Source organism: Neoroseomonas terrae, assembly GCF_018129025.1.
GTDB lineage: Bacteria > Pseudomonadota > Alphaproteobacteria > Acetobacterales > Acetobacteraceae > Neoroseomonas > Neoroseomonas terrae.
Genome location: NZ_JAAEDI010000037.1, coordinates 14,335 through 26,418, shown reverse-complemented (window position 1 = coordinate 26,418; position 12,084 = coordinate 14,335). Strand labels below are relative to the sequence as shown.

Genomic DNA, 12,084 nt, shown 5'->3' with positions numbered 1-12,084 from the left:
GACTCATAGCCCGGCCCGACCGCCAAGTCAGCCACTCATCCCGGAAGCGGTTCTGTCACTGTGATGTAGTGCGCACATCCTGCGCCCGGGTCCGCTCATCCACCCGCGGAGTATGCGCGAAGCCTTGACGCATCGCCCAGATGTTCTTCTGCAGATGGGTGGTGATGATGCCCTGGTCGCGTACCAGGATACGTGTCGCATCCTGCAGCAGCGCCTCCCGCCGCGCATCGTTCAGCTCGCGGCTGGCGGAGAGCAGCGTCTGATCGAACTCGGGGTTCGAGTACCGGCCCCGGTTGACCGACCCCGTCCCGCGTTCCCGGTTGTAGGTCATGGCAACGGAGCGCAGCCCGGCCAGCGGCTCGCCGGTCGAGGACCCCCAGGAGACGAGGAAGACCGAGAACTCCTGCCGCGAGGCGCGCGCGATGAAGCTCGCATACGGCGCGACCTCAACCTGCGTCCGCACGCCGATCCGCGTCCACATCTGCCCCACCGCCTGGGAGATTCGGGCATCGTTCGGGTAACGGTCGTTCGGCCCGTGCACCGTCAGGCGGAAGCCGTTCGGGTACCCGGCCTCGGCCAGCAACCGCTTCGCCGCCTCTACATCCGCGGGCGGCACCGCGAGATCCGGCGCGTAGCCGAAGGCACCGGCCGGCATCACCTGTACCGAGGCCGCCGCCGCCCCCTCCATGACGCGCGAGACGATCGCGGCCCGGTCGATGGCGATCGACAGGGCGCGCCGCACCCGCTCATCCTTCAGCGGATTGCGCGGCAGCGGTCGGCCGTCATTGTCGGTGATGAAAGGCGTCGGCCCGTCGCGCATATGGTCCATCGCGAAATAGATGAACCGCAGGCTGTCGATCTCGCTGAGCGACACGCGCGGGGAGTGGCGCAGGCGCTCGATATCGGTGGTCGGCACCTGGTCGATGAAATCGACATCGCCGGCGAGTACCGCGGCCGTGCGCGCCGCGTCGTTGGTGATCATGCGGTAGTCGATGGTCTGCCAGGCGGGCCGACCGCGCCAGTAGCTCTCGTTGCGCTGCAATTCGATGCGTTCGCCCGGGCGGTGCTGGGTCATGCGATACGGCCCGGTGCCGATAGTAGCCCGGCCGGCGTTGAAATCCTCGGTCGTCGCGCCCTGATGCGTCTGCCGGTCGAGCATCGGCACCATCGCGATGTCGTTCGGCAGAGTGGGAGCGGGGCCGTTGGTGCGGAACCGGATGGTGTGGGGGTCGACGATCTCCACCCCCACGATCGACTGCGTATAGGTTCGGAAGGAGCCGGGCGAGTTCACCACCTGCGGAATGCGTTCCAGCGTGAAGGCCACGTCCTCGGCCGTGAAGTCCTGTCCGTTGTGGAACTGCACGCCGCGCCGCAGGCGGAATTCCCATACATCCTCCCCGGTCGGCCGCCAGGATTCCGCAAGGCCCGGAATGGTGCGCGCGCGGTCGTCGGTCTCGATGAGGTTGTCGAACACCATCGACGCAAAGGCGTTGTTCGGGGAGATGTTATGGAAATGCGGATCGGTCGAGGTGATCTGCGCGCCGACGCCCATGCGGAGCGTCTGCGCATTCGCCGCGCCGGCCGCCAGCGCAATGCCGGCGGCGGCGGCCATCAGGGCCTTTTTCATTGTGCGTTTCCTCCCTTCGTTCTCAGGCCAGCAAGTAAGGCGCGTTCGACCTCTCGCAGATGCCGCGAATGAGCTTGTCGAGGCTGTCCGGCACCGGGATGCCGTCGCGCAGGCGGCGCTGACGCTCGGCTTCCTCGGGCTCGCCGGCGACGAGGACGGGCTTCGACGGATCGGTCGCCGGCGTCGCGTGCATCACGTCGATGACGTCGTCGAGGTCGTTCTCGAACTCGCCCGGCGAGCGGAAGGCCGCCGGGTCGATCGCCATGAAGAAATGCCCGATATCGTCCGGATCGCCCGGCTTCTGCGAACGGTTGCGGATCGGCGAGAAGGAGGAGCCGACCAGCGTGCCGCCCAGGATATGCACCATCATGGCGAGGCCATAGCCCTTCGCACTCGCCATCTCCGCCGTGCCACCGAGCGGCGACAGTCCGCCCTCCGGCTTGTTGAACACGATATCGAAGCCCTGCTTCGGATCAGTCACGGGCTGGCCCTTCGCATCCAGCACCCAGCCGGACGGAAGCTGCCGGTCGTTCAAGTCATAGACCTTCACCTTGCCGGCCGCCGTCGTCGTCGTCGCCATGTCGAGCACGAAGGCGTTGTTGCGCTTCGCGGGTGCCGCGAAGGCGAGCGGGTTCGTGCCGAGCACCGGCGCCGCGCCGCGCGTCGGCACCATCGTCACGCCGCGCGTCGCGGAGGTGACCATGCCGATCGCCCCGCGCCGCGCCGCGATGCGCGCATAGACGCCCGCCGCGCCGAAATGGTGCGAGTTGTGCACGCCGACGATGCCGACCCCGGCCTCCTTCGCCTTGTCCACCGCGAGGTTCATGGCGAAGGCGGAGACCGGGTGCCCGAGCCCCGCCCCGCCATCGACCAGGGCGGTGCAGGCCGTCTGCTTCTCTACGCGCGGCGCAACGGTCAGTTTCAGCGAACCGTCGCGGACGCGCTTCTCATAGGTCATCAGCATCGAGATGCCGTGGCTGTCGACGCCGAGAAGGTCGGTCTCGATCATCGCCTCGACGGTGGTCTGCAGCAGCTCGGGCGCCATGCCCCAGGATTGCAGGATGGCTTCGATCTGCGCGCGCACGCGCTCATGCGGAACATTCACGGGAGTTCAGACGCCTTCGCGGATGAATGGGTTGGTCAGGTGGCCAAGGCCGGTGATCTCGATGTCCACGACATCGCCATGCTTCACGTCGGGGGACACGCCATCCGTCCCCATCCAGATCACGTCGCCCGGGTGCAGCGTGATGTTCTTCGTCATCGTCGCCATGAACTTCGCGACGCCGAACAGCATGTGGTTGGTGGCGAAGCGGCTGGTGATCTCACCGTTCAGCCGCACGATCGTCTCGGCGGCGTCGAGGTCGAAATCGGTCTCGATCCACGGGCCCATCGGCTTGAAGGTGTCGGTGTTCTTCGACCGCCAGAAGGTACGGTCCGCCTTCTGCCAGGTCCGCTCGCTGACATCGTTGCCGATGGTCCAGCCGAGCAGGCAGGACAGCGCGTTCTCCTCCGTGAGGTTCTTCGCCTTCTTGCCCACGACGGCGACGATCTCGCCCTCGTAGTGGATCTTCTCGGTGGCGTCCGCGGGGATGACGACATTCTCGCCATGGGCGATCAGCGCGTTGGCGGCGCGGTACCCCATGTCGGGCTTGGCCGGGATGTTGGGTGTCTCCCCGCGCTTCGCCGCCATTTCCATGACATGTTCCACGTAGTTCAGCCCCGCCGCGTAGAAGGTCGGCGGGATGACGGGCACCTCGATCTTCACGGCCGAGAGGTCGTGCTTCCGGGATGTGGGATCGTAGCCGCGGAAGGGATCGCCCGCGACTTCCGCGATGCGGTCCCCTTCGAGAATGCCATAGGCGGTGCGGCCTTCGGCCGTAAAGCGGATCCAGCGCATCAGGCGGCGAGCGACTGGCGAATGAAGTCCGTCTGGAACACCTTGTCCGCCATCACCTGGCAGCGCTTCATGAGCCGGTGCTCCGCCACGGTGTAGTCCGGGATGGCGTTGTGCAGCGTGCCGATATTGTCCCAGATCAGCAGGTCGCCCTCGCTCCACTGGTGCTTGTGCAGGAAGCGGGGCTGCAGCTGGTGGGCGAACAGCTCCTCAAGGATGCGATCGCTCTCGGCCTCGTCCAGCTCATTGATGCGGACCGCGTAGCCCGGGTTGCAGTAGAGCACCTTGCGGCCGGTGATCGGGTGGGTGAGGAAGACCGGGTGCACCGCCGGCGGGCGCTTGGCGCGTTCCTCGGGTGTCAGCGGCTTACGGTTCGCCGTGCCGCGCTTGACCATCATGTCCCAGAACTTGTTGAAGTCGTGGGTCGCGGTGGCGTTCTCCAGCTTCTTCTTCAGCGCCGGGTCCAGCTCGTCATAGGCCTTGTGCATGTTGGCGAACTCGGTGGAACCGAGCACCTGGCCGTTGCGCCGCGGCACCTTGTGCGCGTTCAGCACGTTCACGAAGCCCATCGTGTCGCGATAGGACATGTCGGTGTGCCAGTCCTGCCCCGCATCCGCGAGCCCGATCGGCTTCCCGTCCACCATGATGTTCGAAAGGATGCCGACCTCGGGAATCTCCGGGTCCTGGAACTTGCCGGACAGCGAGGTCTGGATGGAGCCGAAGCGCAGCGAGAAGTCGCGCAGCGCCGCAGGTTCCAGAAGCTGGTTCGGGAAGCACAGCACGCCATGCTCGCCCAGGGCGCGCAGGATCGTCGCGAAATCCGGCGCACTCATCGGCCTGGAGAGATCGATGTCGGTAACGCGCGCGCCAAGCGCGCCGCTGGGTTGGATCGTGGGCATGCCGGTCTTCCTTTCCTGCCGCAGCGGGAGGGTGGATGCAGCCTGCCGCGCGGCGACGCGCCGCGCATGTTCAGTCGAACATCTCCTTCCCCCTCCCGGGGTTCCATGCCCCGGTATCCGGAGGCTAGACCCACCGCGCGGGCTCCGCAAATTGCCTACGGGATTGGCAACGCGCCGGGACGCGTCCAGGCTGCGCGCCGACCCAGAAGGAGGCGTACGCCATGCCCGACCCGGTGATTGCCATCCTGTCCCAGGGCGCCATGGGCGCAGGTGTCGGTGCGCGGCTGCACGCGAATGGCGTGCGGGTGCTGACCTGCGTCGAAGGACGCAGCGCCGCCAGCGCGGCGCGCGCCGCGAAGGCCGGGATGGAGGCGGTGCCCGAAGCGGGGCTGGCCGAAGCCGACGCCTTCCTGTCGATCCTCCCGCCCGACCAGGCGATGGCGACGGCGGAACGACTGGCCCCGATCTTCGCGGCCGCACCGAAGCCGCCGCTCTATGTCGATTGCAACGCGATCAGCCCCGAGACGATGACGCGTCTCGCCACGCTGGTCGAAGGGCACGGGCTGCGCGTCGCCGATGCCGGCATCATCGGCGGGCCACCGCGCGAGGGCTATGCCGGACCGTTCCTCTACGCGTCGGGTTCCGAAGCGCCCCGCCTCGTGACGTTGCTGTCGGGACGCGGTATCGACCTGCGCGTGATCGACGGCCCGATTGGGGCGGCCTCGGCGCTGAAGATGTCCTATGCTGGCATCACCAAGGGTCTCGTCGCGATCGGGTCCGCCATGATGCTCGCGGCGACACGCGCAGGCGCGGCCGAAGCACTGCATGCCGAACTCGCAGCGAGCCAGCCTGCCCTCGCCGCCTGGTTCGGCCGCATGGTGCCGAGCATGTACGACAAGGCCTATCGCTGGGCCGGCGAGATGGAGGAGATCGCCGACTTCACCAAGGCTGACGACGCCGCGCCGGGTATCTATCGCGGCGCGCGGGCGCTGTATGAACGCCTGGCCGATCCGCGCGGCGCCGAGGACGTCGCCGCGCTGAAGGCGTTCCTGTCGCGCGGCTAGACGGGGCTCTTCACCCCAAGCCGCGTCGCGGTGGCGAGGATGTTCGACCACGTCTCCACCGGCAGCGGCACGCCATTGGCGTTGCGGTCGGCGCGGCGCTGGTTCTCGGGTTCGCCCGGCAGCAGCACCGGCTCGGCGGCGTTCGCCGGGCGGGTCGCGCTGATCCACTCGGCGTAGCGCAGCCCCATCTGCTCGAATTCCTCCTGCGTGCCGAAATGCTTGGGCGAGAGGAAGATCGATAACATGCCGTTGGCGACGCGCCCGCGGCCCTGCACCGGCCCGGAGGTGCCGCCGGCCGTCAGGCAGCCCGCGAGCATCTCGCACATGAAGGCGAGGCCCGATCCCTTGTGCTCGCCGAAGGCGCGGATCGCACCCGTCCCGTTCGCCGGGTTGCGCGGCCCGACCGCGTCATAGGGCCCGTACAACGTGTGCGGATCGGTGGAGAGCCTGCCATCGGCTTCGATCAGCGCGCCCTCCGGCAGCTTCTTCCCGCCGGAGGATGCCACCAGCACCTTGCCCTCCGCGACCAGGGACGTCGCGAAATCCAGCACCAGCGGCCGGCCCGGCAGCGGCACGCCAATGGACACCGGATTGGTCGAAAAGCGCCGCTCCACGCCGCCGAAGGGCGCGACCAGCACGCTGCCCGCGACGTTCACGAAATGGATGGAGATAAGCCCTGCCGCGATCGCCTGTTCCGCATAGTCGCCCACGCGCCCGATATGCCCTGCGTTGCGCAGCGCGGTGATGCAGACGCCATTTTCCTGCGCCCGCTTGATGCCGAGCGCCACCGCCTGCGGCGCTACCGTCTGCCCGAAGCCCCACTTGCCATCGAGCACCGCGAAGGACCCGCCATCCGTGACGACCTCCGCATCCTGGCCCTTCAGGATGTAGCCGGCCTCGAGCCACTCAACATAGCGCGGCACGCGCACCACGCCGTGGCTGTCGTGGCCGGCAAGGTTCGCGCCGACGAGATGCGTCGCGATGCGGTTGGCTTCCGCGCTGTCGCAGCCGGCAGCGACGAAGACGTCGCGCACAAGGCTGGTCAACGCATCGACGGGGATGTGGTGCATGTCCATGAGGTCGTTTCCCGGAAAAGACAGAGCGGGGGAGGACACCTCCCCCGAATCCCCCTCCGTTCTTTGTCTATCGGGAACTGACGACGGCGGCCGGCGCCAATAGATAGAAAAAGGAGGGGGTTTGGGGGAGTTCATCTCCCCCAACCTTCAGCTACATCGCCGCGACTTTGCGCGCCTGCGGGGCCAGCAACCGCATGTAGGTCGGCACCACCAGCATCTCGGTAATGTTCACCCGCTCCGGCATCGTCGCGGCGAACAGCGCCATCGCGGCCAGGTCTTCGGCCTGCAGCAGACGCTCGATGTCCTCCTGCGGCACCGGCTCCGGCCGATTCTTCAGGATGTCGGTCGCGACCTCCCCCGGGCAGATGCAGCAGGACCGGATGTTGTGGATCCCGTTCTCCTGATTGATCGACTGCGACAGCGCCACGAAGCCGTGCTTCGCGGCGGTGTAGCCGGGGCCGGAGAGGAAGGAGATGCCCTTGCCCGCCATCGACGCGATCTGGATCAGCATCCCGCCGCCACGCTTGCGCATGCCCGGCAGCACGGCGATCGAGGTCATGAACGGCGCCGTCAGGTTGCCGTCCACCAGCGACCGGATCGCTTCGGGCGTCAGCTGGTGCATGTAGCGCTTCGGCAGGTTCACGCCGGCATTGTTCACCAGGATGTCCGGCCCGCCGATGGTGCTCTCAACCTTGGCCAGTGCCGCTGCGACCAGCTTCTCATCCGTCAGGTCGGCGGGCACGACGATGGCGGCATCGCCACCGATCATCTTCGCCGTCTCCTCGAGCGGTGCGGTGCGTCGCCCGGTCAGCGCCACCCTGGCCCCTTCCTGCGCGAAGGCGATCGCAATGGCGCGACCGATGCCGCTGCCCGCCCCGGTAATCCAGGCGGACTTTCCCTCCAGACGCTTCATTCCTCAGAGCACCTTGTCGTTGGTCGGATCGATGATGTGCATCTGATCCATATGCGCGATAAGGCGCAAGGGCTGTCCCACCGCCGCCGGCGTCGCCGGGTCGAGCCGTGCGGAGACCTCCGCCCCGTCGATGCGGAAATGCGCGAGCGTCTCCATGCCCATCGGCTCGATCACCTCCGGCGTCAGCGTCAGCGGCGCCGGGTTCGTCTTGTCCGTGGGTTTGTCGTCCGTCAGGTGCTCCGGCCGGATGCCGAACAGCACCGGCTTGCCGGCATGCGAGCGATACCGCGCCACGCGGGCTTCCGGCACGTTAAGGGTGGCGCCATCGGGCAGCATCAGGCGCAGCGCGCCCGACGTCTCCTCAAGCCGCGCCGGGATGAAGTTCATGGCCGGGCTGCCGATGAAGCCCGCGACGAACTTTGTCGCCGGGTTGTGGTACAGTTCCTGCGGCGGCCCGACCTGCTCGATGATGCCGTGATTCATCACCACCACGCGGTCGGCCAGCGTCATTGCCTCCACCTGGTCGTGGGTGACGTAGATGGTGGTGGTGTTGACGGTCTGGTGAACCTTCTTGATCTCGGTGCGCATCTGCACGCGCAGCTTGGCATCGAGGTTCGACAGCGGCTCGTCGAACAGGAACACCTTGGGGTCGCGCACGATCGCCCGGCCCATCGCCACGCGCTGCCGCTGGCCACCCGACAGCGCCTTCGGCTTGCGTTCGAGCAGCGGCGTGATGTCGAGGATGCGGGCGGCTTCCTTCACCCGCTTGTCGATCTCCGCCTTCGGAAACTTCCGCAGCGTCAGGCCGAAGGCCATGTTGTCGTAGACCGACATGTGCGGATACAGCGCGTAGTTCTGGAACACCATGGCGATGTCCCGGTCACGCGGCGGGATGTCGTTCACCACCGTGCCGCCGATGGCGATGTCGCCGGCCGTGATCTCCTCCAGCCCCGCGATCATGCGCAGGGTGGTTGATTTCCCGCAGCCGGACGGCCCGACCAGCACCACGAATTCGTGGTCGGCGATCTCAAGATTGATGCCCTTGACCGCCTGCACGTCGCCTTCATAGGCCTTGACGATCCTGCGAAGTGAAACCTCGGCCATGTGTCGTCCCTATTGCTGAAGCCAACCGATTGACGCCTCGGCGCCCTGCCGTGCGCCGCGATCGGATGGCTAACCCTTGGTGGCGCCGGCGGTCAGCCCGGCGATGTAGTAATCCATGAGGAAGGCATAGATGATCACCGGTGGCAGCGCCGCCATCAGCGCACCCGCCATGATCTGCCCCCAGGCGAAGGTATCTCCGCGCACGAGCTGCGAGACGACGCCGATCGTGAGCGGCATCTGCTCGGCCGTGGTGACGAAAGCAGTGGGATAGACGAAGGCCGCCCAGGACACGGTGAAGGCGAAGATCGTTGCCGCGATGATGCCGGGCATCGCCACGGGCACGAAGATCTTCATCAGCATCTGCATCCAGTTGGCGCCGTCGATCAGCGCCGCCTCGTCCAGCTCCTTCGGGATCGAGGCGAAGTAGCCGATCATGATCCAAGTGCAGAAGGGCACTGTCAGCGTGGGATAGACGAGCACCAGCCCCCAGATGGAATTGAGCAGCCCAAGCCCGCCAACGATCTGATACAGCGGGATGAACAGCAGCGTGTCCGGCACCAGGTAGGTGAGGAACACACCGGTCGCCAGCACCTGGCTGCCCCAGAACCGCATGCGCGCCAGTGCGAAGGCGGCGAGCACCGAGATCACCATCGTCAGCACCACCACGCAGCCCGTGACGATGACGCTGTTGATGAAGAAGCGGATGAAGATCGGGTTGCTCAGGATCGCGGCGTAATGCTCGATGGTGGGTGCGCGGATCCACCACGGATTGAGCGAATGGTCCGCGATCTCCGCATTCGTCTTGAAGCTCGTCAGCAGCATGTAGAAGGGCGGGGCGAGGAAGATGATCGCCGCGACGATCAGCGAGACATAGGCCCACCACATCGCCCAGCGCCGTTCCGAACGCAGGCTGCCGGCCTTGTGGTAAATGCCGGGCACATCCCGGCTGGCGGTCGTGGCCGACATCACATCTGCTCCTTGTTGCGGCGCGTGACGCCGCGCAGGACGAAGAAGGCGCACACCGCCAGGATCGGGAACATGAACAGCGACACCGCCGCACCGCGCGGGATGTTGCTCGACAGGATGCCGACCTGGAAGGCGTAGGACGCGAAGACATGCGTGAGGTCGCGCGGCCCGCCATTGGTCAGCACGCGCACGATGTCGTAGTTCGCGAAGGTGACGATCAGGCTGAACAGCACGGTGATCGAGATGATGTTCGCCATCATCGGCAGCGTGACGTATCGCAGCCTCTGCCACGACGTCGCGCCGTCGATCGCCGCCGCCTCGTACAACTGCTCCGGCACGGATTTCAGCGCCGCGAGATACATGATCATGAAGAACGGCGCGCCGTACCAGACATTGACGATGATGACCGAGGCGCGCGCCCACCAGGGCTCGCCGAGCCAGGGGACGGCGGGCACGGCGAAGATGTTCAGGATCCAGTTGATCGAGGAGTAGGAAGGATCGAACATCCACCACCAGCCGAGCGTGGACAGCGCCGGCGGGATGACCCAGGGCACCAGCAGCATGCCGCGCCACTTGCGCTGCCCCTTGGTGGGGATGTGATGCAGCATGTGCGCCAGCCAGAAGCCGATCAGCGCCTTCAGCAGCACCGCGCTGATGGCGAAGATGCAGGACTGCCAGACCACCATCCAGAAGGTGTCGGAGTCGAAGAGTATCTCGAAATTACCGAGGCCGGTGGGCAGCCAGTCGCCCTCCATGAACCCCGTCATTCGACGGTTCAGCGTGGACAGGTAGATGCCATAGGCCGCCGGATAGCCGACCAGGCCGATCACGACGACCAGCAAAGGCAGCGTCATCAGGAAGGCAATAGTGGACCGCCGTCGCGCGAATCGTTCAAGCGAACTGGCGCGCCCGGTGCCGGACGCGGCTGACACGGCAAGCGAACCGTCGGCTGCCATCGAATCCTCCCTGTTATTGCAGGATCGGGCGGTCGGCACATGGCCGCCCGCCCGCCCTGGTTTCAGCCGCCCCGGCGGATCGTGTTCAGCTCACGCTCGACCCAGCCCATGGCCTGGTCGATGCTCTCGCCGCCCTGGACGATGCGCGCGATGAGCTTCGTGTTCAGGCCGTTGTTGTAGGCCTGCACGGCAAACTCGGCCGGCGCCGGGGCGAAGGCGACCGACGTCTTCTGGTTCTGGTGCGGCTTCACCGGGTAGTTGTAGGCAAAGCCGGTGGGCGGGCCTTCCGTCTCCCAGATGCGGAAGTCGGACATCGAGAGGAAGGGCGGGATGTCGTAGCCGCTGGAGGTATTGGTCTGGCGTTCCGCCTGCGGCCGTTCCGACAGGAACTCGATCAGGCCCTTCGCCGCCGGCTTCATCCGGCTGAACGACCAGATACCCCAGAAATACGGCAGGTAGCCGACATAGGCGCCTTCCGGGCCCGCCGGGCAAGGCGCGTACCAGCAGTTCTCCGCCACCTGCGGCTGGTCGCGCTTCGCCACCGCCCAGGCGGAGGGCGGGTTGAACACCAGCGCCGAGCGCCCGGAGATCAGCGCGCGATTGTTCGACGCATCGTCCCATGCCCAGACATCGTCGGGCAGGGCGCGCGAGATGCGCACCAGCATCTCCACCGCCTGTCGCAGCTTCGCATTGTTGCGGATGGTCGGGTTGCCGCGCGCATCCATCATGTTGGCGCCGTAGGAGGTGAGCAGCCCCCCGACCCAGTCAACCGCGTCGGAGAACTGGCCCATCGGCAGGCCGAAAGGCACGCCCGCCGCCTTGCATTTCTCGGCTGCCGCGGCGAAGGCTTCCCAGGTCCAGCCGTCGGCTCCCGGGCCACGCTCCGCCTTGGCCGGCCACATCGCGCGCATGTCGAGGCCGGCATGCTGCTGCATCAGGTCGAAGCGCGTGCAGGACGGCTTGAGCTGCGTGCCGGACACCGCCGGGACCGCCACCCACTTGCCGCCCACCTTGCCGAGGTATTCCGCGGCAGGCGTCACCTCCCCGTATTTCTGCGCCAGCCGGCCCATGACGTCATCCATGGGCTCGAGAAGCTCGTGCTTCGCCGCCGGTTCCCAGGTCGGGAAGGACAGGATGTCGTGGCCGCTGCGCGACTGCGCCTGGGCGTTGATGGTCAGCAGGTTCTGGTTGCCGACCGAGGTGATGAACTCGACGTTTACCTCGACGCGGTTCGCCCGACCCCATTCGGCGCAGAGCTCGCGCATGATGCCGTTGCCGGCCGGAACCCAGTGGTCCCAGAAGCCGCAGCGCAGCGTGCCGCCCGTTCCCTGTGCATGGACCATCGGCGCCGAGAGCGCCCCCGCAGCGACGACGCCAGCCCCATTGCGCAGGACATTGCGCCGGGTGATCCCGTTTCTGGACATGCTTTCCCTTCCGTTCTCCCCCGGGGCGAGCCTCGTGCGGACCCGCTTCTCGGTAACCGGAAGGTTAGTCGCGAAAATTCGGGCGACGCAACCAGTTACGACCCTTAAGACCCCCAACCTTGCCGGCCTTTCACCCGCGGCGCAGGCTCCGTCCACACGCG

The 12,084-nt window shown here is 66.7% G+C and carries 11 protein-coding genes; 1 reads left to right on the top strand and 10 read right to left on the bottom strand.

Features of this window, described 5'->3' with window-relative positions:
- Positions 1–55: 55 nt before the first annotated feature.
- The 4 genes from GXW78_RS25145 to GXW78_RS25130 are packed head-to-tail and all read right to left on the bottom strand — an operon-like array spanning position 56 to position 4,420.
- Positions 56–1,627: an ABC transporter substrate-binding protein gene (locus GXW78_RS25145; RefSeq protein WP_211871668.1), complete on the bottom strand. Its 1,572-nt coding sequence runs from the start codon at positions 1,625–1,627 to the stop codon at positions 56–58.
- A 22-nt stretch (positions 1,628–1,649) separates the two neighbouring features.
- Positions 1,650–2,732, bottom strand: a complete 1,083-nt coding sequence (locus GXW78_RS25140) for an Ldh family oxidoreductase (RefSeq protein WP_211871667.1) — start codon at positions 2,730–2,732, stop codon at positions 1,650–1,652.
- Between the two features lie 6 nt (positions 2,733–2,738).
- Positions 2,739–3,524 (bottom strand): fumarylacetoacetate hydrolase family protein, encoded by a 786-nt coding sequence (locus GXW78_RS25135; protein ID WP_211871666.1) that lies wholly within the window; start codon positions 3,522–3,524, stop codon positions 2,739–2,741.
- Positions 3,524–4,420 carry a TauD/TfdA dioxygenase family protein gene (locus GXW78_RS25130; RefSeq protein WP_211871665.1) on the bottom strand — a complete coding sequence of 299 codons (897 nt, stop codon included), beginning with the start codon at positions 4,418–4,420 and terminating at the stop codon, positions 3,524–3,526. The genes GXW78_RS25135 and GXW78_RS25130 overlap by 1 nt, the downstream gene beginning before the upstream one ends.
- A gap of 221 nt (positions 4,421–4,641) precedes the next feature.
- Between GXW78_RS25130 and GXW78_RS25125 the strand changes: the two genes are divergently transcribed.
- On the top strand, positions 4,642–5,484 hold the full coding sequence (locus GXW78_RS25125; protein WP_211871664.1) for an NAD(P)-dependent oxidoreductase: 843 nt from the start codon (positions 4,642–4,644) through the stop codon (positions 5,482–5,484).
- On the opposite strand, the gene GXW78_RS25120 is transcribed toward GXW78_RS25125, so the two are convergent.
- The 6 genes from GXW78_RS25120 to GXW78_RS25095 all read right to left on the bottom strand — a co-directional run bounded on the left by GXW78_RS25120 (position 5,481) and on the right by GXW78_RS25095 (position 11,923).
- Positions 5,481–6,560 (bottom strand): malate/lactate/ureidoglycolate dehydrogenase, encoded by a 1,080-nt coding sequence (locus GXW78_RS25120; protein WP_211871663.1) that lies wholly within the window; start codon positions 6,558–6,560, stop codon positions 5,481–5,483. The two genes, GXW78_RS25125 and GXW78_RS25120, sit on opposite strands and share 4 nt — an antisense overlap.
- Positions 6,561–6,711: 151 nt before the next feature.
- Positions 6,712–7,473 carry an SDR family oxidoreductase gene (locus GXW78_RS25115; RefSeq protein WP_211871662.1) on the bottom strand — a complete coding sequence of 254 codons (762 nt, stop codon included), beginning with the start codon at positions 7,471–7,473 and terminating at the stop codon, positions 6,712–6,714.
- Positions 7,474–7,476: 3 nt separating this feature from the next.
- Complete coding sequence (locus GXW78_RS25110; protein ID WP_211871661.1) at positions 7,477–8,577, bottom strand: ABC transporter ATP-binding protein; 1,101 nt, start codon at positions 8,575–8,577, stop codon at positions 7,477–7,479.
- 69 nt (positions 8,578–8,646) lie between these two features.
- Positions 8,647–9,543 (bottom strand): carbohydrate ABC transporter permease, encoded by an 897-nt coding sequence (locus GXW78_RS25105; RefSeq protein ID WP_211871660.1) that lies wholly within the window; start codon positions 9,541–9,543, stop codon positions 8,647–8,649.
- Complete coding sequence (locus tag GXW78_RS25100; protein ID WP_246522621.1) at positions 9,543–10,397, bottom strand: carbohydrate ABC transporter permease; 855 nt, start codon at positions 10,395–10,397, stop codon at positions 9,543–9,545. The genes GXW78_RS25105 and GXW78_RS25100 overlap by 1 nt, the downstream gene beginning before the upstream one ends.
- 164 nt (positions 10,398–10,561) lie before the next feature.
- A complete protein-coding gene (locus tag GXW78_RS25095; protein WP_211871658.1) occupies positions 10,562–11,923 on the bottom strand; it encodes an ABC transporter substrate-binding protein in 1,362 nt (453 codons plus the stop codon).
- Positions 11,924–12,084 lie beyond the last annotated feature (161 nt).

Coding starts and splice junctions, on each gene's coding strand:
- GXW78_RS25145 (WP_211871668.1), bottom strand. CDS start 1,627: ATGAAAAAGGCCCTGATGGCCGCCGCCGCCGGCATTGCGCTGGCGGCC.
- GXW78_RS25135 (WP_211871666.1), bottom strand. CDS start 3,524: ATGCGCTGGATCCGCTTTACGGCCGAAGGCCGCACCGCCTATGGCATT.
- GXW78_RS25130 (WP_211871665.1), bottom strand. CDS start 4,420: ATGCCCACGATCCAACCCAGCGGCGCGCTTGGCGCGCGCGTTACCGAC.
- GXW78_RS25125 (WP_211871664.1), top strand. CDS start 4,642: ATGCCCGACCCGGTGATTGCCATCCTGTCCCAGGGCGCCATGGGCGCA.
- GXW78_RS25120 (WP_211871663.1), bottom strand. CDS start 6,560: ATGGACATGCACCACATCCCCGTCGATGCGTTGACCAGCCTTGTGCGC.
- GXW78_RS25115 (WP_211871662.1), bottom strand. CDS start 7,473: ATGAAGCGTCTGGAGGGAAAGTCCGCCTGGATTACCGGGGCGGGCAGC.
- GXW78_RS25110 (WP_211871661.1), bottom strand. CDS start 8,577: ATGGCCGAGGTTTCACTTCGCAGGATCGTCAAGGCCTATGAAGGCGAC.
- GXW78_RS25105 (WP_211871660.1), bottom strand. CDS start 9,543: ATGTCGGCCACGACCGCCAGCCGGGATGTGCCCGGCATTTACCACAAG.
- GXW78_RS25100 (WP_246522621.1), bottom strand. CDS start 10,397: ATGACGCTGCCTTTGCTGGTCGTCGTGATCGGCCTGGTCGGCTATCCG.
- GXW78_RS25095 (WP_211871658.1), bottom strand. CDS start 11,923: ATGTCCAGAAACGGGATCACCCGGCGCAATGTCCTGCGCAATGGGGCT.